Genomic DNA, 21,201 nt, shown 5'->3' with positions numbered 1-21,201 from the left:
GGTGATGCAACTAGATGATTTTCACCAAGTGCTGGCTCACTTTGACACGCAGCATCCACGCCCTCATTTCTCGGTGGCCGAGCTTTTTTTAAGCCTTGAGAATGTTCATCAGGATTGGCCCAAACTATGGCAAGACGAAGGATTGCTGCGTAAGCATGCAGAAGATGCCTGCGTTTATTTTATGTTCGATCACGATTGGACCATCCAGTACATCGGGCAAACCACGTGCTTAGGACGGCGATTTGGCAAACATTTTGCAAAAGATGGGCATGGGCAATCGTGTGTCCATTTGGGCCTGATACCCGTGCCACAAAATTCTTGGTTTGAAATCTTGGCGATTGAAGCTTTTTTAATCAAAGAACTTCGCCCCCTAAAAAACAAAATGTAGTGATATGAGGCTAAGACTGATTGGCTATATCAGCTAATCGGCATGCCTGATCTGCGGTTACGCGATGCTGCCCACCGCAGCGGTCAGCGGCTTCTACCTCGCGCACCCCGAGTCACGCTACTTTGGCGTGGGGAAAGTCACCAAAGATTAGGTGGAGGATTATGCCCAGCGGCGTGGGGTATCGGTGGCGCAAGCCGAGCGCGATTTGGCGCCGAATTTCGGGTATGTAGCGTGAAGCCTTTTTGAGTATTGATTTGGTAGCTATACCTATGAAAAAGCCCCGCGGATGCGGGGCTTTTTTGTCTAACTAAATGATTTAGTTCGTGCTAGGTCTTGTTGTGATAATGATTCCAGAAAGATTCAAATAGCATTCTGTCGTGAGTTTGAAGGCGAACAACCGAACTTGTTTTTTGCTCAATTATTTTTATGTGATTTTTATTGTTAGTTAGTTTGTATTCCATTTTGTTGGTGAATAGTCTTTCAATTATTGATGGTGCTTCGGTCGCGTTGCAAATTATTGCACCAACTGGTGTTCCTGTTGAGAATTGAATAAGTCTAGATAAAGGGTGTACGTCCCTATGGATTTTTTCCCTTTCCTCGTTTGAACAAATAAACAGAACTGGTTTTCCTAGGCTTAAAGCCATTGCGGCTTCTGCATCCTTACCAAAGCTATCTTTTTCCCCGGAAAAATATATAAGAACTTTTGCACATTTTACCATTAAACACTCAATTAATCCTTTGTCCTCGTGCCCATTTGCCGCGCTGAGAGTTGGATCAAAATATTTGAGATTTAATTTCTTTATATTTTCGTAGTTTTCGAATATTAATTCGCATTGTGTTGCTGTGTTGCGAAAATCAGCCCTTGTTCGCATACTTGTTGCGACATAGCAATCTAAGGCATTTGCCATGCTAAGGTAAAATTTCGTATTTTTTATGGCTTTTGATCGTGAGTCGCTGAATTTCTTAATTACCTGTTCGATGTCATCTTCATTCTCTCCAAAAAAGAAATCTAATTCTGCATTTTGCGGTCCTTTTTTTGTTTTTCTTTCCTCAAGTAATTTCCTGAATTTTTCACGAAATTCTTCTTCGTTCGCAATTGTTTTGCAAGCTATTTCTGAAATTAGGTGTCGGTCGTCTTTAGGTATGCGTTCGATATTAAGGTGAGATTCTGATGGCTTGTGATTAATCATTTTCTCTTCAAATTTACTGGCTATCTGAGTATATGAAAGCCCACGTAATTCTCTATATGCAGATCTTATATTTCCCCACCACATCAGCCCGTCGGTATATAGTCGACATAAGCCAAACGCTAGGTGCTCTTTTGATTTGATCGAATCGCAGCTATTGCCTATTGTTAACTCAATAGAGCTAAAATCGAATTTTTCGCATTTAAGTTTTTCAATGGCGTATGGATGGTTTTTTGGCATCTCACACCAATAGTATTTAAAAAAGCCTTCGGATACGGGCGCTTCATGTCCTAGTGCAAGTAATTGGTTTAAAAAATGTCGATCTATATTCTTTAAATGGCTTTCATTGATTGCAGAAATTATTTCATCTGGTGTCGTGGATGTTATCCATGCGCCAATTCCTTCTGTTCCAAAGCGGAAAACAGAAAAGTCATCAATTGTAGTGCTCATCTTTTTTGCCTTTGATATCCTGGTTCTTAATAGCATTATGGATTCTTAAGGTTTGTAGTTGGGTTTGTAGTTGGGTTTGTAGTTGGGTTTGCAGTTGGCTTTATAATCTTACTCGTACTTTGGTTTTCGTTTTTTGGCTTTAATAATTCATGACCTGACTTTATGACTAGCCCTAATCCTGAAATTGCGAAAAAGATAAAAATGCAAAAAAATGCTTGGGAATATTTAAGACGATTCCATTTTACGGTAGCGTCTAAGGCTTTGCGATGAGTAAAGATGTTTGACTTTGTGCAATTTATCTCCGCCTCAACTTCGATTATTCTGTCCTCGCAACTTTTGATAAGGTCAGCAACCCTTTTGTCTAACATCCAGAATATAGTGGAGGCAAACATTATGGCTACCCCTAGGTACATTTCTATAAATAAATGACCATCTTTTATTTCCTTTTCTGTTGTTATTGCGCCTGCAATTATTGCGCCTACTACAAAAATATAGAAATTAAATGTTGATATCCTTTGTGATGCATGATATTGAAAATAAGATACTAAGTGAGATCTGTTTTCGTTAATTGTTGGGCTCATTTATTTTGTTCCATTTAAATTGCTATGCTTTTTCTTGATGCTCTGCATGCAAGTATTCTTATGACGAAATGCTTTGCTATTCTTAATGCCGCTTCGCGTCGAATGCGCCATACCGCTCGTCGGATTTCAACATCTTAACTAATTGAAAAATCAACGTCAGCTACTTGATCGAAAAATGTTAGCTTTGTTGATGAAAAGCGAATCCGGCCCAAGGCCACGGTATGGCGTGCGGTGGTTTTGCGTTTGAGCTGGATTGGCGGCTGTGCGCCGCGGCACTCACTTTTCTTGCTTCGCCAAGAAAAGTAAGCAAAAGAAGGCGACCCGGGCGAAAAGCGCTCCGCGCTGCCCTTGCTTCGTCGTGAGCCAAACGATACTGCAGTTTGTCTCCCTCCTTGCTGCGGTTTTCGCTACACGGGAAACCAAGCCCCAGCTTCACCAGCGCGGAAATACTGGCGGCAGTATGGCGCTGAAGGCATTGTTGATCTTGGCTTTGGTGGATATACCCCCGCCGCCAATTAGCAGGGATTGCCCGTGGAGACGCGCCGTTTGAAAAATGGCCGTCAGGGTTTTAAGCCGCGTAGTGTTTGAGCGTTGCGACGCTAGCGCAACGCGAGTTGTAGCGGCGCCCTGACGGGCTTTTTTCAAGCGGGGTTTCGCGTCGATCGGGCGCGCGGGGGTTGTTAGGGGTTGGGCAAGACCAACCCCTAACTCGACTGGCGGGCGAAACCGCCGGTTTACCGCCTGCGCAGCAGGCCCATCCCACGAATGGCAAAGGCGCAGGTAATGCTTCCTATCTGCCAGCGCCGCCGGCCAGCTAGCGGTCAAAACATATATACATACAGAGGTATAGCCAGCAAAGCTTTAATAGATAATGCCTACTCGGCTATACCCGTGAATATCGCCGCCACTACCTGTATCTACGGGCTAGCAAAATATCCGCCCCATGCCCCGTATCCCATTGAGCACCCCGAGCAGAAACACCACATCCAGCGCGCACGATACGGCGATGCCAATGAGCCGCCAGCGGCGCTCGGTGCGGTGTTGGCCGCGCCAGAGCTGGCCCCAGCTGAGTTTGCCGGCGGGCATCAGCGGCACGATCAGGCCCCATTCAAACCAGCGGATCGGCACATACACCAGTAAATAAGCCAGCGCCTGCACGCCAGTTAGCTCAAGCACCATCGCATGCAGCGCGGCCATCGGTATGCCGCCCCCAAAGCCGATCAGTAGCCGAGTTATACCCAGCTCCCAACTGCGCCGGCGCAGGGCTTCGGCGCCCAGATCAGGCCGCAGCCACCCCAGCCCCACGCTACACCACCAGCAATAGCCCAGCACTTTGGCCGTGCCATACAGCAAAGTACCCAGTATCACCCCGCCTATCCCGTCCATCTTTCCCCCACTCGTCGATGCAGGCCTAGCCTGTGCGCTGCTCAGTATGGTGGGCGGGCGGCAGGGCGACGGTTAGTTTTTGTAAGCGGCGTGGCGGGGTGTGATGTCAGTGATGGTGTAACTGGTCTTGTTGTAGTTTTTAACTGTTACCTGTAACTGGGGTGAGATGTAAAAGAAAATTAAGTAAGCTTTCATTTTTTAGTTAAATTGAAAGGTTTGAAAATGCCTCGCCGCTTGGGATCTGCGTTGTCATTGATGTTGGTATTGGGGCTAAGTGCCTGTGGTGGCGGCGCTGGGGATGGTGGCGCGGGTGGTGGAGCCACGCAGGCCGAGGCGGGTCGCTTGCTGCCTTCGTCAGATGGCATAGCGACCGAGTATTTGCTACCGGATAGTCTATTTAACTGGGTGAAATCGAGTGTCAGCCCTGTTCGAACGATTTATGCCGAGGCCAATGATGATTTTGCTGATTTGGCTGGGTTTGGCGCGGCGGTGGGGGATGCGCGAATTGTCTCGTTAACCGAAGATACCCACGGTGATGCCAATGCTTACGAGTTGATGAACCGTCAGGTGCAATATCTGCATCAGAAAAAAGGTTTCGAAGTCTTGATCATGGAAAGTGCCATGTTTGATACCGAGGCGGTGTGGCGCAGTGCCACCGACAAAGGTGGCAAAGTCATTGATCTGGCGCCGGGGCGATTATTTTTCATGTATTCGAAAGAGCCAAGCGCGCGCAAAGTGCTGAGCTATGTCGATCAGCAGCGTAGCGGGCCTAATCCCCTGCTATTGGCTGGTTTTGACGAGCCGGCAGGCGGGGTATCTTCGATGAATGAGTTGCTGCCCGCTCTAACTCAATTTTTAACTGCACGAGGCTCTGTGTTGCCGGCCGATTCGGGTTGGGCCAATTTTGCCAGTGTGGCCAATATGGCTGCCGCATTGACCATCACTCAGAAAACCAATACCACTAATTTTTTTGCGATGGCGCGCCGGATCCAGGCGGAAATTTGTCCAGCGGTTGCACCCGTGAGTACCAATTTACGTAATGATCCAAGCTGGTGGTGTTTGCAGGTCAATGGCTTGGTTGCTGCTGCCCAGCGCTTGCCTACCATTGCGCTGACCGGTAGGCCGCCAAGCAAAGATCCGCGCGAAGCTCAGATGGGCGCAAATGCGCTGTGGTTGGTTCAACAGCTGTATCCCAATAAGAAGATTATTTTCTGGTCGAATTCAACGCACGGCTTACGGCGATATGCTGACCGCTGTGTTGTAGAGCAAACCCCATGTGGCCCATCTGAAGTGAGTGTGCCAGTGTCGGCCATCAGCATGGCGGCTGAAACATTAGGTAAATCAATCTTTGTGGTGAAAAATACGGCTTTAGCGGGATGGCTAACCGACTATACCGGTGGCGATAACTGGCCAGTATTTAATTTCCCCGATAATGGTTTGCTGACGCTTAGCCAGTTGGGTATTAAGCAGGCGTTTGTGCCAGCGCCAGCTGATCCGATTCTGCGTGCACGTTTTGCTTATATGGCGGTTACCAAACCTTATCCCTCTAAAGCATCGATGCCGGAGACTCTGGCCCGTGAAATGGATGGCATGTTTGTGTATCCGAACTCTAGTCCTGCAGTGAAAACCGACTACCCGGTAGTGCCACTACCCTAAACATGCGGCGCGTTTGCGCCAGGGTGATGCCGCGCGGATCACCCTATGCGCTTAGCCCTGCAAATTCATCGGCGGAATCACGTCGTGGTATTCCGCCGTGCGCCGGCGTGGGGGCGCGCTGGTGGGGGCTTCGATTTCAAAGGCGCGGCTGCGGTGCTCGAATGCCGGCGGGGTGGCCGGGCTGGCAGGGTGAGCGGGGCTGGGGGCCGCGACCCCCGCGGTGGGGGGCTGGGCGGTAAGCAGCCGGCGCAGGGCGTGGCGGATGCTGAAGGGCATGGGGTTCTCCGCGGGGTTTACCAGGTGTATTGCAGGGCGGACATCAGGGCGGCGCTGCCTTTTTCTTTCACCAGCGGGCTATCGGCGGCATCGCCTAAAAGCTGGTTATAGCTCACGGCATTCACCCAGCGCAGGCTATTGCTGAGCGGCACAATGGCGGTGACGCCAACGCTGCCCTGCGTGAGCCCGCTGCCGGCCTGATAGGCTTTAAAGCCGCTCTTTCGGGCTTGCGCGGCGGATACGCCATACCAGCGTTGCTGATAATCGCTGCTGCTGGCGGTGAGCGCGCCATTGATCATCAGCGCAAATTGCGCACTGCTGTAGACGGTGTAATCGGCGCCTAGCGTGATTTGCTGGCCACGGTTTTTGCTATCTAGCCCGGTGGTGGCTTGCAGCGAGAGATTGAGGTCTTGCAGGCTGTAGCTGAGCAGCAGGCCGGCTTGAGCGGCGGCTTTGATTTCGCCCATGCCTTTAAAGGTTTGTTTATCGGTGAGCTTGGTTTTTTCTTTGCGGCCCGGGCTCATGCCGATAAAAATCGCGGCTTGCCAGTCGGGGTTGGCGGCATAGCTCCAGCCCAGCCCTTTGCTGCTGCCCAAAAAGAAACCCGAGCGGTGCGATAAATCAAAACTCGGCAGCGCCGTGGCTTTGTAAACTTCGCCGCCCATAATTTCGGGCGCGTAGCCGATGCCCAGCCCGGCCACGGCTTGCCAGTTGCGGCTATCGCTGGCTTCTTCCCACAGGCTTTGCAGGCGGGGCAGGCCTTGTTCGGTAGCGGAATTCGGGGTTTCGGCCAGTGCGGTGTGGCCAAGCAAAAGCAAAGAAAGTGTCAGTACAGTGCGCATGATTAAATCCTGAATTGTTGGGTTAGACATCAGCCGCAGTGGGCGGGCGCTGGCCGCTCGCCGGCGGGAAGCAACGCTGGCAGTATGTCAAACGCATCCTTAGGAAAAGCTTAAGGTTCTTCAGGTACAGTGTTGGCATGCATATTCTGATTATTGAAGACGACCTCGATCTGGGCTTTGCCCTGCAGCAGGCTTTAAAAGCCGAAGGCATTAGCAGCGATTGGCGGCGTAATTTGGCGACGGCCCCGCACAGCGGGCAAGACATGGACTACGACTGCGTGCTGCTTGATCTCACCCTGCCCGATGGGGTGGGCTTTGATCTGCTGCAGCGCTGGCGCCGGGCGGGTATCGCCACGCCGATTATTGTGATTACCGCGCGCTCGGCGCTGGATGATCGCTTAACCGGACTGGATAGCGGCGCCGATGATTTCATCATCAAGCCCTTTGCCACCGCCGAGCTGATCGCCCGCATGCGGGCGGTGTTACGCCGCTATGCGCAGCAGGCCAGCGAGGTGTGGCAGCTGGGCGAGCTGCAGATCGAGCCGCGCAAACACCTGGCCAGCCTCAATGGCGTGCCGCTGGATTTATCGCCGCGCGAATTTCAATTGCTGCTGGAGCTAGCGCGCGAGCCGGGGCTGGTGGTGCCCAAAAGTGCGCTGGCGCAGCGGCTATCTCCACTGGGCGACGCGCTAGATTTTGGGGCGCTGGAAGTGCATTTATCGCATCTGCGCCGCAAAATCGGCGCGCACCGTATTCGCACTTTGCGCGGTGTTGGGTATTTATTTGAGCTATGAAATTATCCCTGAGCTTATTGGGCCCCAGCCTGATCCGGCGGGTGTTGCTGGCCTTGCTGCTGGCGCTGGTGGCGGTGTGGTTTACGCTGGCGATTTATGGCTATTGGCAGTTCACCCGCACTTCCGAACGCGACCGTAGCTTGCAGCTGTATGGCCAGACGCTGCGGGTGGAGCTGGGCAAGGCCCGCTCCGAGCGCGATGCCATCGGCGTGATGGCAACGGCTTCCGAGATGTTTAATACCGGCCTGCGCGATTCCAAAGTCGAGCAATCAATGCTGCTGCAGCTCAATGACCGGCAAGGCCGCCAGCTGTATTTATCGCCGGAAAGCCGGGGTGTGCCGCTGGCGTTGCAACCGCAGGCTTTTTACGATGTGGTAGTCAATGGCGCCGAATATCGGGTGTGCCTGATGCGCGCCGCGCAGTGGGAAATCCGCCTGGCGGCGCCCAAATTTAGCGCGCAGGTGCTGCTGAAAGTGCTGCTGCCCGAAATGACCATCCAGATGCTGATTGCCCTGCCGGTAATGGCGCTGGTGATCGGGCTGGTGGTGTCGGGCGGCTTGCGGCCTTTGCGCCAGCTCTCGCAGCTGATTGCCAGCAAAGATAAAGATGATCTGTCGCCGCTGAATTTTCATAGCCCCTATGCCGAGCTCAAACCGCTAACCGCGGCGCTAGAGCGGCTATTGCAACAATTACGCAGCAAAATAGCCCGCGAGCATGCCTTTGTGCAAGATGCCGCGCATGAGCTGCGCACGCCAATCGCGGTGATTTCGGCGCAGGCGCATGTGCTGGCGCGGGCCGAGACGCCCGCGGCGCGGCAAGCCGCCGGGCAAGATCTTGAGGCCGCGATTGCCCGTGCTTCGCATCTGATTGCCCAGCTGCTGGAGCTATCGCATATCGATAATGATCGGCTCGAATCACCGCAGCAGATTGATCTGGCCGACTTGCTGCAAACCGAGCTGGCCCGCGTGGCGCCGGCGGCGCTGGCGCGGCAGATCGAGCTGGGGCTGAATGCGCCCGATACCTTGCCTGCCCGGCTAGATGCCCATGCCGTGCAATCGATTGTGCAAAATCTGCTCAATAACGCCGTGGCCTATATTCATGCCGGCGATCAGATCGAAGTGAGCCTCAGCCAGCAGGGCGCGCAGCTGTTGCTGGAAGTGGCCGATAGCGGCCCGGGTATTCCCCCCGCCGAGCAGGGACGGATTTTCGAGCGTTTTGTGCGCGGCACTGGCCACAGCGTGGCTGGCACCGGGCTGGGCCTGGCGATTGTGGCGCAGGCGGTGGCGCGGCTGGGCGGTCAGATTGAATTAGGCACCGGGTTGGCGGGGCGCGGCTGCCGCTTTAGCGTGCGGTTGCCACTGCCGGCCACGCCGGTAGCGCACTAGGCCGGGGTGGGCTGGTGGCTGAGCTTAGATACCGGCTTGGGTATATCTACGAGGCCTAATTAAAATATGGGTTTCTCGGCTATACCCATGCGATTGTGCGGGTGTTTACTGCGGATACAGCAACGGCAGCGCAATGAGCTGCGCGCGCAAAATATCGCGCAGGCGGCGGTCATCGCGGTTTTGCTGGCGCAGATTGTCTAGCTCGCGCTCGTACTTGCGGCGATCTTTATCGGTTTGGGCCGCCCCGAGCTTTTCTTCGAGCTGGCCACGCTGTTTGTTGTAATTATCGATGCGCCATTCCACCTGCTGCAGCTCTTGCTGCACCTTGTAGCGCTGATAGCCCCGCTGGTAGGCGCTTTGAAACGCGGCCTGCGTGGCGGCGGGGCAGACATTTTCAACCTGCGCGCCGCGCAAACCCACCTGATAGCCGTTACTGGCGGTGCAATAACTGCGCAATCCTTCCTCACGGCCGCGATGATAGAGCGCTAAATCCGGGGTGACTTGTTGCTTGCGGCAGGCCTCGGTGTGCTCGGCGATTTGCGAGCTATAGCCATTCTGGCCATCGCGCAGGCCGATGCCATACCAGTCGCCAGAGCGGCATTCACTCTCGCTGAGTGAGGCACAGCCAGTGGTGAGAATCAGCAGAGCAACAGAGAATAAGCGGCGCATGACGAAGGGATATGAGATGGAAAGGGTGCGATTGTAATTGCAATGTCAGCTGCTGGCGCGTAATAGTTGCCACTCTGCCGCGGTAGCATTCACACCGCGCTGCTTACAGGCGATCCAGCAGGCGGGCAAAATCAGCCTCGGCCGTGCCGTATTGCAGGCTGAGGCCATCGGCCTGATACCAGTCGCGGCCAGCTTCCAGATGCGGGCCGACCAGCAGCACTTTGCCGTGGCCAAAGCGGGTGCTCAGCGCGGCGATGCGGCCACTGCGCTGATAGCGGCCTAAAATCTCGGCCCCGGCGGGCGCAGTTTTGCCCAGATGCGGGGCGCTTTGGTGATAAAACCAGCGGGTTTGCCCCTGCCATTGCACTGGCAGCAAGGTGGCGGCGGGGCTGGCGATTTCGGCATCGACTTCATTGATGGGCACAAGGCCAAATGCGGGTTTGCGGCTGGCGGCATCGCTGTAGCGGCCGGCCAGATAAGCGCCGGCACAAATGCCCAGATAGCTGCCGCCCTGCTGCACAAACTGGCGCAAAGCGCGTATCTGCGCCGGGCGAAGGGCATTGAGCGTTTCGTCGATGTCATCCGAGCCACCGGGCTGCACATACACCTGAATCTTGGCCAAGGTGGCGGCGCTGAGGGTTTTCTCATTCAGGTAAATCACCTTGTCCTGCCGCGCCTGAAAAAACGCACCCACCGTTTCGCCGCAGCCTTCGCACGTGCCGGCGCCATTAAAAATCCCGATGGTGCGCGCTTGGGCGAATGGGGTGAGGGCGAGCAGGGCAAGTAGCAGCAGGTGACGCATGGTGGCGATCTTCAGGCGGAAAACCGTAGTATGCCAGCTTTGAATGACAGCGGGCTGACAGTTTTTGCTGGCTTAGCCCAGCTTCACCACGCCGTAAATCACCACCGGAAACGAGGCAAACAGCGTGAGCTCCGACCACAGCGGCAGGTGAAAAGCCGGGTAAATATGCTGGGCACTCACTAGCCCAAAGCCCAGCAATGCAAACGCCAGCCCGGTGAGCAGATAGCCCAGCCAGCGCTGGCGTGGTGGCTGGCTTGGGCGCGGCGGCGGGGCCATGGCGTTGGGGCGGTCTTCAATGATCTTGAGCGGGGGGATGCGTGGGGTTGTCATCGTGGGGTTTCCTGAGTTTGGCGCTGATATTTAGCGTATCGCGCCAACCCCAGTGGGCGCTGTGGAGAAATGCCGATGCCATAAGGGTAAAAATGAACACGCAGGGCGGGAACTCGGCCGGCCGCTATCTATGACAAAGGTGTTGACCTAAACCTGTCTGCGCTGAGCCCCACCCGCCGCAGCGTAGGCGACGACAGGGCTGGTGTGATGTACTTGGTGGGGGTATATCGATGCAGGCATTGATGAATATAATTTATTGGCGGATACCCTTAGTTATTGTTGCTCGAGAACCTGTTGGCCTCTGCCCAGCCTACGCTCAGCCGCAGGCACGGGCGGCCAGCGTAGGCGGCCCGCTGGGGCGGCGCAAGCCCTGCCGCCCGCTGGGGCATGGCTCGCCCAACTTAAAATTAGATAACGCTAATGTTTCAACCGCTGAGGGTGGCTTTTATGCCGCTGACCTAAGTCTTGCAGCCGCTCGCCAGATCCTGCCCCCGCCGGGGGCGGCCACTGGCTAGACTCCGGCCTTGATCAAGGCTGGCGTAGTCCAGCTCTCAGTCTGGGAGGACAAAAAATGAATGCACTATTACAGCGCTGGCGCGTTGGCGCCCGCTTATGGGTCTTGTGTGGCGTGGCTTTATTGATGCTGGCTTTGAGCGGCGCGCTGACCTTGCAGGATTTACGCCGCAGCATGCTCGAAGAGCGGCAGGCCAAGGTGCGGGCGCAGGTCGAATCGGCTGTCGGGGTGGTGAATTACTTTAAAGATCGCGCCGAGCGCGGCGAGCTAAGCCAGGCCGAAGCCCAGCAGCAGGCTGCGGCCGCGCTGCGCGGCGTGCGCTTTGAGCGGACCGAGTATTTTTTCATCATTGATACCGCGATGGTGTATCGCATGCACCCGCTCAAGCCTGAATTTGAAGGCCAGTTTAAAGGCGGCCTGCAGGATGTGAACGGCGTGATGATTTTGCAAGAGCTGGTGAAAGCCGCGCAGCAGGGCGGCGGCTTTGCCTATTTTCATTTTGCCAAGCCGGGCAACCCGCAGCCGCAACCGAAAATTGCCTACGCCCTGCCGGTGCCGGGCTGGAATTGGGTGGTGTGTACCGGCGTGTATGAAGATGATCTGAACGCCGCCTACCTGCATAAACTCTGGCTGGGCGTGGGCCAGCTTTTGCTGTTGGCGGTGTTGCTGGGCGGCGCTTCGTGGCTGATTGCCCGCTCGATTTTGTCGCAACTGGGGGGCGAGCCGCGCGAGGCCATGCAGATTATGCAGGCGATTGCGGCTGGCGATTTGCGCCAGAATATCACCGGCCGCGATCCGGCCAGCTTGCTCGGGGCGCTCAATACCATGGTGGACGGGCTGCGGCAGATGCTGCGTGATGTGCAGCAACATGCCGGCACCTTGGGCACACAATCGGCGCAGATCGCGCTCTCGAGTCGCGAAATTGCCCAAGCTGCCGCGCGGCAGGCCGATGCCACCACCTCGATGGCCGCGGCGATGGAAGAGCTGACCGTGAGCATTACGCATATTTCGGATAATTCGGCGGTGACCGAGCAAGCTTCGCAGGAAGCTACGGCGCTGGCGCATGCCGGTGTGAACCAAGTCGGTGAAGCCAGCGATTCGATGGCGCAAATCGCCAGCAGCGTCAGCACGGCCACCAGCCAGATTCGCGAGCTGGATAGCAAGGCGCGCGAGATTTCCGGCATTGCTGCGGTGATTAAAGATATTGCCGGGCAGACCAATCTGCTGGCGCTGAATGCCGCCATCGAGGCCGCCCGCGCCGGCGAGCAAGGCCGCGGCTTTGCCGTGGTGGCCGACGAAGTACGCAAGCTGGCCGAGCGCACCTCATCGGCCACGGTAGATATCGAGCGCATGCTGGCCACGATTCAGGGTGAAACCACGCAAGTGGTCGAGCTAATGCAAGGTGCCTTGCCAGAGGTGGAGCGCGGCGTGGCGCTGGCTGGCCATGTGTCGGCCTCGCTGGGGCAGATTCACCACGGCGCCGAAGCCACACTGGAGCATCTGCGCGAAGTGGCCGCCGCCACCCGCGAGCAGAGCGTGGCCAGCAATAGCATTGCGGTGCGGGTGGAAGATATCTCGCAAATGGTGGAAGAAACCAGCGTGTCGATCCGCCATACCGCCGATAGCGCCACCGGCGTGGAGCAAGTGGCAGCCGAGCTGCAAAGCTTGGTAGCCCGCTTTAGAATCGAATAGGGGGATTAGGTATTGCCATAGAGGTATTGATAGATATGCATCAGGCGGCAATACCCATGGCTTAGCTGCGCACGGCGCTGCGATATTGCGCTGGTGGCAGCGCCTTGAGCTCGATAAATTTGCGGTAAAACTGGCTCACGCTGGGAAAACCACTGGCGGTGGCAATAAAGGCAATACTGCGCTCGGTGGTCAGCAGCAAATGGCAGGCATGGCCAATGCGCAGGCTGGCCAGCAAGGCGCTAAAGGTGGTTTTCATGCCGTCATGAAATAGCCGCTTCAGGGTTGCCGGGCTGGCCCCGGCCACTGCGGCCAATTCGGCCAGCGCCAGCGGGCGGGTGTAGTGCTGTTGCAGATGCGCCAGCGCCACCTGCAGGCGGCGATCTTCGTGAAACACCAGCCCCGGCCCATCGATCAGTCGCGCGCCCGCATCCTGCATCAGTGCGTGCAAAATATTCAGCAAGCAGGCTAGCCGCGGTACGCCGCGCAAGCTATGCAGCTCGGCAAAAGCGGGCTGCAGCGCCACCGCCAGCGCCTGGCTAAACACCACGCCGGTGCGCACACTGGCCAGCCAGCTGCGCAAGGCGCGCAACTCGGGCAAGCCCCCTTGCGCCAGCCCATCCAGCCATTCGAGGCGAAATAACACCACCTGCACCTGATGCAGCTGGCCCTGTTCAGGCGGATTAGCCTGCCAGGTGTGCGGCTGGCCGGGTGCTACCAGTGCCAGATCGATTTCGCCAAAGGGGTCAATATCGCTGCCGATATAGCGCACCCCGCGGGCACGCAGGGTAAAGGTCAGCTCGAATTCGGGGTGATAGTGCCACTGAAATGGGCACAGGGTTTCTTCCAGACATTGATAAAACCAGCCCTGCCCCTCGGTGGGGGAAATCCATTCCCTGACCAGCATCATCGCAATCCATGGCTAAGTATTGAGCTGATTGTAGAGAAAATCCGGCCAAAACTCGATTTTATCCGGTGCCAGATCGTGAATACTGTGCCATATCACAGGCGAAGGAGTGAGTGGCATGTTATTGAATTCAAACTATTTTCTGTTTGATATGGATGGCACTTTGATTGATTCAACGGCCAATATCGAGCAAATCTGGGCGCGCTGGTGTCAGCGGCATGGCATTGCGCTGGAGCGGGTGCTGGCCGTATGCCATGGTATCCCCGGCAGCAGTACGGTGAAATTAGTCGCCCCCGAGCTGGATGCTGCGGCAGAAAGCGCGTGGCTAGATCAGCTGGAAGCCAGCGATAGCACGGGAGTGGTGGCGATAGCAGGCGCAGCCGAGTGGCTGGCGCAACTGCCGCCCGAGCGCTGGGCGGTAGTGACTTCTGCTTCGCGGGCGGTGATGGAAGCTCGCTTGGCGCATTGCGGCCTGCCGCTGCCCCGCTACAGTATTTGTGCCGATGATATTGAGCACGGCAAGCCGCACCCCGAGCCTTATTTGCGCGGCGCCGCCCTGCTGGGCGTACCGGCCAGCGCCTGCCTGGCGTTTGAAGATGCCAGCGCCGGCATGGCCAGCGCGTTGGCGGCGGGCTGCACGGTGATGCAAGTGGGGCAGCAGGTACCCAGCCCGGCCGGCATCGCTGGGCAGATCAGTGATTGGCGCGAGGTGCGCTGGGCGCCAAATGCGGAGGTGGCCGCATGAATCCGGTTGAGCTATTGGGCCTATTTGCCGCCGCCTGCACCACCAGCTGCTTTGTGCCGCAGGTGGTGCAAGTTTGGCGCACGCACAGTACGCAGGATATTTCGCTGGGGATGTATGCGCTGCTGTGTGTGGGGCTCTTGAGCTGGCTGGTTTATGGTCTGTTGATTCAGTCGGCGCCGATTATTTTATCCAATGCCTTTACGCTGCTTTTGGCCAGCGGGGTGTTGCTGATGAAGCTGCGCTTTGAGCGGGCGGGCCAGCTCCAGCATAAGCCCTAGTGGCGCGGTGCTTATTGTGCTGGGCAGAGTGGTTGCAGCGGGGTTTTATTGAGCGGCTGGGTGACTTCCCAGCTGCCATCCAGCTTGCGCCACACCACGGTTTGATATTCCTCGCCATTGCTCAGCCGCAGGCGCAGCGCGTAATTCAGGCCGGCCACCACCTGGGTGCGTACTTCTAAAATTTGCTCCAGCTTGGCGCTGGTGTTCATTTGTCGCAGCGCCACGGCGGCGGCTTCTTCGGCTTCGGGCGATACGCTGGTTTGCGGGTGGTAGCTGCCGGCCAGATTGGCGGGCAGGCAGTTAGTAGGTGGAGTTGGCGTGCTGGCGGCGCAGGCGCTCAGGGTGGTGATGGCCAGTACGCTTAGTAGGGCGGTGCGCATATTGAAGCTCCGATAGTTGACAAGGTTTGCAAGGATGGGAGCATGCTGCGCCGGGGTGGGCCGCGCGTCAAGCCGGCAGCCTAGCGAGGCCGGATTTACAGTTACAATACCGGCATGACAACGACGACACTTTCTTTGCCAGAGGCTTTTGCGGCCCGTCTGGCCCAAATTGTGCCGGCAGCGCAATTGCCGGCGGTGATGGATAGCTTTGCCTGTGAAAAGCCGGTGGCTTTTCGGGTGAATACGCTCAAAGCCGAGCCGGCGGCAGTGCTAGAGCGTCTGCGCGCGGCGGGCTTTACGCTCACGCCGGTGGATTATTATCCGGCTGCTGCCATTGTGCCGGCAGCACAAAAGCGCGCGCTGACCGAAACCCCCGAGTTTTACGCGGGCGAAATCTATCTGCAAAATCTTTCTAGCCAGCTGGCCGCCTTGCTGGTGGCGCCGCAGGCCGGTGAAGCGGTGCTGGATCTGGCCGCTGCGCCCGGTGGTAAAACCACGCTACTGGCCGCGCTGATGCAAAATGACGGTCGCCTGTCGGCCGTGGAGCCGGTGAAAGATCGCTTTTTCCGCCTGAAACGCAACCTGGACGAGCAAGGCGTAACCATGGCCCGCTGCTATATGCATGATGGCCGTGCGGTCGGCAGCAAAACGCCCGATACCTTCGATCGGGTGTTGCTGGATGCGCCGTGTTCATCCGAGGCGCGCTTTGATCTGAACGACCCGGAAACCCTCACCCACTGGACGCCGGCCAAGGTGAAAGAATGCAGCAAAAAGCAGCAGCGGCTGTTGCTCTCGGCACTGCAGGCGGTGAAGCCGGGCGGGCTGGTGCTGTATTCCACCTGCTCGTTCGCCCCTGAAGAAAACGAAGGCGTGCTGACCTATGTGCTCGACCGCCTCGGCGATGCGGTGACGCTGGAAGCGATTGAATTGCCCATCAGCAATACCCAGCCCGGCATCACGCACTGGCAAGGCAAAGATTGGCCCGCGGCCGTGGCGCTCGCGCGGCGGATTTTGCCCAATGAGGTGTATGACGGCTTTTTTATTGCCAAATTGCGTCGGTTGAAATAAGGCAAGCTATTTGATCTAAATGGGGTATAGCGACAGAAGCTTTGATTTTAGAGCTTCTTGTGGCTATACCCCTTTTGTTTGGATGCGGTGGCCGTGTGCAGCCCGCGCTGCTGGCGCGCAAGTGCCTACCTACTGGTGGTTGTTCAGCGCTCGCTTGGCCAGCATGTCATCGAATTGTTGTCTCCGTCTGCTAGCTTGAATGACATGCACCCGCATGCAAATGACCAACTAGCACCTGGAGAGCACGACAATGGCCACGACCCGCCCAGTATTGATTGGCTTGCTGATTGCAAGTTTGTTAGGCACTGCCAGCCCTGCGCTGGCATACAACGAATCGAGCGCCCGCCGCGATTGCGATGACAAGATTGTGCATTGGGGCAATGAATACAGCGATGCCCGCTATGACGATGTGCAAGATACCGGCTGGGATTCGTATGATTTGAATGGCCGGGTGCGCGCCAATCGCGATGGCAAAGACCATGCCTTTACCTGCAAAGTGCGGTATCGCGAAGTGGTGAGCTGGAATGTGAATCAGGATGCGCTGGGCGGTAAAGATGATTCGCACAAAAAACGGGACCGCGCGCTGGCGATCGGCGCGGGGGTGGTCGGGTTAGTGGCATTGGCCGCGATGATGAGTGGCAATAAAAACGGCGATAAGGCCAACGAAAAGCCCAGCGACAGCGAGCTGGCGCAAAACCAGAAACGCGAGAGCTACGCCGCTGGCACTGGCGGTAATCCGCTGAGCGATACGCAATATCTGCGCCAGGAATGCAGTCAGGTCTTGCAGCGCCATCTGGATGATGATCATGGCGCAGTGAAATCGCTTAGCCTGTTTAGCACCAATCTGAATGGCCGTAATTTAACCGGCGATGGGCAGGTGATTTTTGTGCAGGGTGGGTCACGTAACTTGACCTATAGCTGCAATTTTGACCGCACCGGCCGGATTTATGATGGCTTTTACAACTACCGGCGCTGAAGGCTAAGTGCTTGAATTGATGCGCCGTATGGTATTTTTACCCGCCTGACATGCTTGCCCCGCCCGCAGTGGCCGGCGATAATGCCGGCCGCTGCCTCTTGCGGGTTTCCGGCAGCCTCGACCTTCCGAGCCCGTTGTTCAAGGCCCCGTAGGAGGTTGTGATGTCCGGTTGGCTGATTCTGGCTTTTGCCGTTTTTACTGAAATTATCTGGGCGCTGTCGCTCAAGCTGGTGCAGATTTATCCTAGTCGCTGGCTGATGCTGGGCTCGGTGTTGCTGTCGTTTCTGAATATGGGCCTGCTCTCGTGGGCAATGAAAGATATTCCGGCCGGTACCGCTTACGCGATCTGGACTGGCCTTGGTGCAGTGGGGGTCACGATTGGCGGGATTATCTGGTTTGGCGATCCGCTTAATGCTGCCCGCATTGCTTGCCTAACCTTGATCGTGGCCGGCGTGATGGGCTTGAAGCTCGCCAGCTAAAGCGCCGCAGTACCGTAGGCGAAAGCACACTGAACCCGCTCGGGGCATCGAGCGGGTTTTTTTATTGCTGATTGCCGGGCTGTGCGTGCGATCGGCCGCGTGCCAGCCACCGCGCCACTGCGCGCAAAGCCAGCCACAGCAGCCCCGCCAGCAGCAAAACGCTGGGGATAAAGTACAGCGTATGCGCTAGATAATAGCCGCCGGGCATAAAGGGAAACTGCCCCGGCCACAGCCTATGCCCCAATAGCGCCAGCGGCAGTGTATATAAAAAAACAAACAGATTGCCCAGACCATCGGGCGGGGTACGATAAAATAGCAGCAGCACGATGGCGCCGCCGAGTAGATACAGCAGCGGCAGGATCACCGCCGCACCTTGTAGCCAGCGTAATAGGCGAGGGTTGCGCATGGCTATAGCCGCTTAATTCGGCCCTGATACTGGGCGAGGTGGGCGGCATTTTGGGCCTCGCCACCTTCGGCATTGGCGCTTTGCCAGATCGGGGCTGCGTGGCCAGTTTGCTGTAATTGCGCCACGGTGGCTGCGGCCAGCGCTTGCAACAATGCGCTGCCCACCACGGTAGAGGTGGCGGCCACCGCGCTGGCACAGCCAGGGATCTGCACCACGGCATCGCCATCAACGCCGTAGTTGTCAAATACGATCTCGGCGCAGTCGAGCAGCTTATAGCCGCTGGGGTGGCGCGAGCTGACCCGGCGCGAAAAATCCACCGCCGTGAGCGCAAACACCGTTGCCCCGCGCGCTTTGGCGGCCAGTGCCACTTCGATCGGCACGGCATTGCGGCCCGAGTTGGAAATCACCAGCACCACATCACCGGCGCTGACCGGTTCATCCTGCAGCAATTGCTCGGCATAGCCGGGCACTCGCTCCAGCCACGTGGAGCGGCGCGCGTTCACCATCACCGATAGCGGCAAATCCAGAATCGCATTCACCGGCACGAGGCCGCCCGCACGGTAAAACAGCTCGGCGGCCAGTAGCTGCGAATGGCCGCTACCAAACACATGCCACAGCCCACCGCCGGCAATGCAGGCGGCAATGCGCGCGGCGGCGGCCTCTAGCTGGGGCAGTTGTTCATCCTGTACCCGCTGCAGCAGGGCGGTGACCGTGTTGAGGTATTCTGAGGCGTAGCTAGACATAGCGGCTCCAAGCGTTGATCTCTGCGCATTACGCTACGCCGCTGCGGCTGCTTTGCCTAGCGGGCGCAGGCCTGAGGTGGTGCTGCCGCTGGCTTTGTTAAAATACCTGCTGTGGGTATTTAATTGTGAGTAATTTTAAATAAGACTTCTGGCGGTATACCCGTGAGCTTAGCCGGCTGGCGTGGTGATATTCACGCCGCCCCGCGCGGCCCATGATGAATCGCCAGCCATAGCGCACCCGCGCTGGTTGCGAGCACCTGATGCGGCGTTTGCGCAGGGATAAATAGATAATCGCCGGCCTGCAACTGCACGCGCTCAGCGCCCAACTGCACACTGGCTTCCCCCTGCAGCAGCACCACCCATTCGTCTTGCGTTTGGCAATACAGCGTGGGGCTGAGTTGATCTGAGCTGACGATGCGCTCAATCAATAAATCTGGCCGCTCCAGCAAGACGCTAAATAGCTCGCCACTGGCGGGCGGCGTGGCCGCCGCAAACAGATTGCCACTGGGATTGAGTGGTGATGAATTGGCGGGCTCGGAATGGGGGATCGTGGGGGTGCTGGGCATCGCTGACTCTTGGTTTGAATAGCAGGGCCTACTTGGCTGTGGATGTTTGTTGCTGGGTATGCGGTTAAGGCTTCTGATTTATATGCTCTGTGGCGATATACGTTGCCGGGTATTAGATTTTAGCGCGGGCGACTGCTTGGCCGCGGGCCGAAAATCAAACGACTAGCCTCAAACCGCTACTGGTTTACAGCCGAAAATCGGCCCCAAAGTCGGCTTCGGTTTGCGCCGGCAATTCGCCGCGCTGGCAGGCGCTGCGAAACTGTTGGTAGTCGCGCTCGACTTGCGCGCGATAGCTTTGCGCGTAATCGACCAGTGCGCTGGCAAAGCGGTCATTACGTCCCAGATAGCCGCTGATTTGCGCGCCTTGGCCGCCGGCGCGGGCGTGCGAGCGGGCGTGCGAGCGGGCGAGGGCGCGCCCGCAGAGGCGGGCGTAATGCTGTAATAAATCGCTATCCAGGGTTTCGAGCTCCACTGCGACCTTCATATCGCGTAGCTGGCGGAAGTAAAAATGCCGGCCAAACGGGCCGGTACCCCAGCCGAGGAAATAATCACTCGCGGCCTGCATCACCCGCTGCCCGGTCACCACGCGCTGGCCCTGATGCGTAAAGCTGCAGGCTGGGCTGGGGCTAAATTGCGCCAGCACCGAGGGCACGGCTTCTTTAATCTGTAAAAACAGCGGGTTGTCGCAATCATCGGCCAGCAGCAAGACCAGGCAACGTGTACCCACACTGCCAACCCCAACGACTTTAAAGGCCATATCCTGTGGATAAAAATAGCCCAGCAATTGCTGGTGGCTATAGCTGAGCGTGGTGCGATAGCTTTCGATCAGGCCGTCGGCCAGCGTATGCCAATTGCCCAGTGAGAGCCAGTTATCATCTTCGTCGAATAAGCGGTTATCACCGTGGATATGAAATAAATTGGGTGGATTGTCGTTCATAATCCAGCGGCCTTGCTGCTTCTGGCTCATTTTGGGCAGCAGCAGTTCATTGGTGCGTTTGCCGGCTTTGGCGATCAGGCCGTCCAGTAGGGTGGCGGCATCGGGGTCGGTAGCGTCTTCGCGCAGATCGGCAAAGCTGATTTTCTCATACCACAGCGACAGCGCCGGTAGCTCAGCGTAATCGGCGAGGTGGCTTTGATAGCTGCGAATGCCGGCATAAACAATGTCATCAATCTTGTCCTGATGGCAGCCGATGTGGTCGGCGGCGAGGGCAAAGCTGGCCGCCAGCCGTTTTACATCCCATTCCCATGGGCCGGGATGGGTTTCGTCAAAATCATTCAGATCAAAGATCAGATTGCGCTCGGGGGTGGCAAAGCCGCCGAAATTCATCAGATGGCAATCGCCGCAAATCTGTTGATAAATGCCGCTGTGGGGCGTGCCGGCCAGATCGTGCGCCTGAATGATGGCGCTGCCGCGGTAAAAGGCGAACGGCGAGGTGAGCATCCGTCCATAGCGCAGCGGCACCAAGCGTTGCACTCGCCCCTGGCTGGATTGCTTCAAGAGCTGCACCGGGTCGCGTTCCAGATTGCCGGGGTGATGATGGCTGCCGCGGGCAGTTGTGTCGCGCAGGGCGCGGCCGGCGGCGTATTTGGCATCAAAGGCGGGGTGATTGCTCATGGCAGGCTCCAACGCAAGACAGCAGATCTGCCCAGCATAGCGGGTTTGCCGCAGCCTTGCCGGCTTTCACGGGCTAGATAGGGTATATG

Annotated in this window: 25 protein-coding genes; 11 read left to right on the top strand and 14 right to left on the bottom strand. The window is 56.9% G+C overall.

The features are described from left to right. Positions 1-4 precede the first annotated feature (4 nt). The gene (locus L991_RS15415; RefSeq protein WP_197053914.1) at positions 5-388 is read left to right on the top strand and encodes a GIY-YIG nuclease family protein; all 384 of its coding nucleotides are present in this window, start codon (positions 5-7) and stop codon (positions 386-388) included. A gap of 64 nt (positions 389-452) precedes the next feature. Next, positions 453-539 carry a vitamin B12 dependent-methionine synthase activation domain-containing protein gene (locus L991_RS18080; RefSeq protein WP_081986723.1) on the top strand — a complete coding sequence of 29 codons (87 nt, stop codon included), beginning with the start codon at positions 453-455 and terminating at the stop codon, positions 537-539. Between the two features lie 175 nt (positions 540-714). Here the strand turns inward: L991_RS18080 and L991_RS15410 are convergent, their stop codons facing one another. The 3 genes from L991_RS15410 to L991_RS15400 all read right to left on the bottom strand — a co-directional run bounded on the left by L991_RS15410 (position 715) and on the right by L991_RS15400 (position 3,992). Continuing rightward, complete coding sequence (locus tag L991_RS15410) at positions 715-2,025, bottom strand: hypothetical protein (protein ID WP_047396887.1); 1,311 nt, start codon at positions 2,023-2,025, stop codon at positions 715-717. Between the two features lie 35 nt (positions 2,026-2,060). Continuing rightward, positions 2,061-2,606 carry a hypothetical protein gene (locus L991_RS15405; RefSeq protein ID WP_156129106.1) on the bottom strand — a complete coding sequence of 182 codons (546 nt, stop codon included), beginning with the start codon at positions 2,604-2,606 and terminating at the stop codon, positions 2,061-2,063. A 924-nt stretch (positions 2,607-3,530) separates the two neighbouring features. Further along, the gene (locus tag L991_RS15400; RefSeq protein WP_156129105.1) at positions 3,531-3,992 is read right to left on the bottom strand and encodes a hypothetical protein; all 462 of its coding nucleotides are present in this window, start codon (positions 3,990-3,992) and stop codon (positions 3,531-3,533) included. A 222-nt stretch (positions 3,993-4,214) separates the two neighbouring features. On the opposite strand from L991_RS15400, the gene L991_RS15395 reads away from it, so the two are divergent. After that, on the top strand, positions 4,215-5,648 hold the full coding sequence (locus tag L991_RS15395; protein ID WP_081986722.1) for an erythromycin esterase family protein: 1,434 nt from the start codon (positions 4,215-4,217) through the stop codon (positions 5,646-5,648). A 51-nt stretch (positions 5,649-5,699) separates the two neighbouring features. Here the strand turns inward: L991_RS15395 and L991_RS15390 are convergent, their stop codons facing one another. Both L991_RS15390 and L991_RS15385 read right to left on the bottom strand, forming a co-directional pair. Continuing rightward, positions 5,700-5,924, bottom strand: a complete 225-nt coding sequence (locus L991_RS15390; protein WP_047396883.1) for a hypothetical protein — start codon at positions 5,922-5,924, stop codon at positions 5,700-5,702. Between the two features lie 17 nt (positions 5,925-5,941). Continuing rightward, positions 5,942-6,766 (bottom strand): MipA/OmpV family protein, encoded by an 825-nt coding sequence (locus tag L991_RS15385; protein WP_047396882.1) that lies wholly within the window; start codon positions 6,764-6,766, stop codon positions 5,942-5,944. 137 nt (positions 6,767-6,903) lie between these two features. On the opposite strand from L991_RS15385, the gene L991_RS15380 reads away from it, so the two are divergent. Both L991_RS15380 and L991_RS15375 read left to right on the top strand, forming a co-directional pair. Continuing rightward, positions 6,904-7,560: a response regulator gene (locus tag L991_RS15380; protein ID WP_028450567.1), complete on the top strand. Its 657-nt coding sequence runs from the start codon at positions 6,904-6,906 to the stop codon at positions 7,558-7,560. After that, positions 7,557-8,945, top strand: a complete 1,389-nt coding sequence (locus tag L991_RS15375; protein WP_052190979.1) for a HAMP domain-containing sensor histidine kinase — start codon at positions 7,557-7,559, stop codon at positions 8,943-8,945. Before L991_RS15380 ends, L991_RS15375 begins: the two co-directional genes overlap by 4 nt. Before the next feature lie 105 nt (positions 8,946-9,050). Here the strand turns inward: L991_RS15375 and L991_RS15370 are convergent, their stop codons facing one another. The 3 genes from L991_RS15370 to L991_RS15360 all read right to left on the bottom strand — a co-directional run bounded on the left by L991_RS15370 (position 9,051) and on the right by L991_RS15360 (position 10,746). Then, the gene (locus L991_RS15370) at positions 9,051-9,614 is read right to left on the bottom strand and encodes a DUF2799 domain-containing protein (protein ID WP_052190977.1); all 564 of its coding nucleotides are present in this window, start codon (positions 9,612-9,614) and stop codon (positions 9,051-9,053) included. Positions 9,615-9,717: 103 nt separating this feature from the next. Further along, positions 9,718-10,416, bottom strand: coding sequence for a BPL-N domain-containing protein (locus L991_RS15365; RefSeq protein ID WP_052190974.1), 699 nt, complete (start codon positions 10,414-10,416; stop codon positions 9,718-9,720). Between the two features lie 72 nt (positions 10,417-10,488). Then, positions 10,489-10,746, bottom strand: coding sequence for a hypothetical protein (locus tag L991_RS15360; RefSeq protein ID WP_047396881.1), 258 nt, complete (start codon positions 10,744-10,746; stop codon positions 10,489-10,491). Positions 10,747-11,317: 571 nt separating this feature from the next. On the opposite strand from L991_RS15360, the gene L991_RS15355 reads away from it, so the two are divergent. Then, positions 11,318-12,952: a methyl-accepting chemotaxis protein gene (locus L991_RS15355; protein ID WP_028450564.1), complete on the top strand. Its 1,635-nt coding sequence runs from the start codon at positions 11,318-11,320 to the stop codon at positions 12,950-12,952. A gap of 61 nt (positions 12,953-13,013) precedes the next feature. Here L991_RS15355 and L991_RS15350 read toward each other — a convergent pair whose 3' ends face one another. Then, entirely contained in the window at positions 13,014-13,856 is an 843-nt protein-coding gene (locus tag L991_RS15350) for a helix-turn-helix transcriptional regulator (RefSeq protein ID WP_051259050.1), read from the bottom strand. A gap of 118 nt (positions 13,857-13,974) precedes the next feature. Between L991_RS15350 and L991_RS15345 the strand changes: the two genes are divergently transcribed. After that, entirely contained in the window at positions 13,975-14,601 is a 627-nt protein-coding gene (locus L991_RS15345) for an HAD-IA family hydrolase (RefSeq protein WP_081986719.1), read from the top strand. Next, a complete protein-coding gene (locus L991_RS15340) occupies positions 14,598-14,879 on the top strand; it encodes a SemiSWEET transporter (protein WP_047396879.1) in 282 nt (93 codons plus the stop codon). Before L991_RS15345 ends, L991_RS15340 begins: the two co-directional genes overlap by 4 nt. Positions 14,880-14,890: 11 nt before the next feature. Here L991_RS15340 and L991_RS15335 read toward each other — a convergent pair whose 3' ends face one another. Further along, positions 14,891-15,259: a cystatin domain-containing protein gene (locus L991_RS15335; protein ID WP_052190973.1), complete on the bottom strand. Its 369-nt coding sequence runs from the start codon at positions 15,257-15,259 to the stop codon at positions 14,891-14,893. 114 nt (positions 15,260-15,373) lie between these two features. On the opposite strand from L991_RS15335, the gene L991_RS15330 reads away from it, so the two are divergent. From L991_RS15330 to L991_RS15320, 3 genes are all read left to right on the top strand, one after another. After that, positions 15,374-16,327 carry an RsmB/NOP family class I SAM-dependent RNA methyltransferase gene (locus L991_RS15330; RefSeq protein WP_047396878.1) on the top strand — a complete coding sequence of 318 codons (954 nt, stop codon included), beginning with the start codon at positions 15,374-15,376 and terminating at the stop codon, positions 16,325-16,327. A 250-nt stretch (positions 16,328-16,577) separates the two neighbouring features. After that, positions 16,578-17,303: a hypothetical protein gene (locus L991_RS15325; RefSeq protein ID WP_047396877.1), complete on the top strand. Its 726-nt coding sequence runs from the start codon at positions 16,578-16,580 to the stop codon at positions 17,301-17,303. Positions 17,304-17,464: 161 nt separating this feature from the next. Further along, positions 17,465-17,782, top strand: coding sequence for a multidrug efflux SMR transporter (locus L991_RS15320; RefSeq protein WP_034619752.1), 318 nt, complete (start codon positions 17,465-17,467; stop codon positions 17,780-17,782). 61 nt (positions 17,783-17,843) lie between these two features. On the opposite strand, the gene L991_RS15315 is transcribed toward L991_RS15320, so the two are convergent. The 4 genes from L991_RS15315 to L991_RS15300 all read right to left on the bottom strand — a co-directional run bounded on the left by L991_RS15315 (position 17,844) and on the right by L991_RS15300 (position 21,112). Continuing rightward, a complete protein-coding gene (locus tag L991_RS15315) occupies positions 17,844-18,188 on the bottom strand; it encodes a hypothetical protein (protein WP_047396876.1) in 345 nt (114 codons plus the stop codon). A 2-nt stretch (positions 18,189-18,190) separates the two neighbouring features. After that, positions 18,191-18,931 carry a sugar isomerase domain-containing protein gene (locus L991_RS15310; RefSeq protein WP_047396875.1) on the bottom strand — a complete coding sequence of 247 codons (741 nt, stop codon included), beginning with the start codon at positions 18,929-18,931 and terminating at the stop codon, positions 18,191-18,193. A 191-nt stretch (positions 18,932-19,122) separates the two neighbouring features. Further along, positions 19,123-19,497: a cupin domain-containing protein gene (locus L991_RS15305; protein WP_081986718.1), complete on the bottom strand. Its 375-nt coding sequence runs from the start codon at positions 19,495-19,497 to the stop codon at positions 19,123-19,125. Positions 19,498-19,681: 184 nt separating this feature from the next. Next, positions 19,682-21,112 carry a DUF2252 domain-containing protein gene (locus L991_RS15300; protein WP_047396874.1) on the bottom strand — a complete coding sequence of 477 codons (1,431 nt, stop codon included), beginning with the start codon at positions 21,110-21,112 and terminating at the stop codon, positions 19,682-19,684. Positions 21,113-21,201: the final 89 nt, after the last annotated feature.

The organism is Chitinibacter sp. ZOR0017, assembly GCF_000799095.1.
Lineage (GTDB): Bacteria > Pseudomonadota > Gammaproteobacteria > Burkholderiales > Chitinibacteraceae > Chitinibacter > Chitinibacter tainanensis.
The sequence above is the reverse complement of the archived record's forward strand: the minus strand, read 5'-3'. Positions and strand labels throughout refer to the sequence as shown.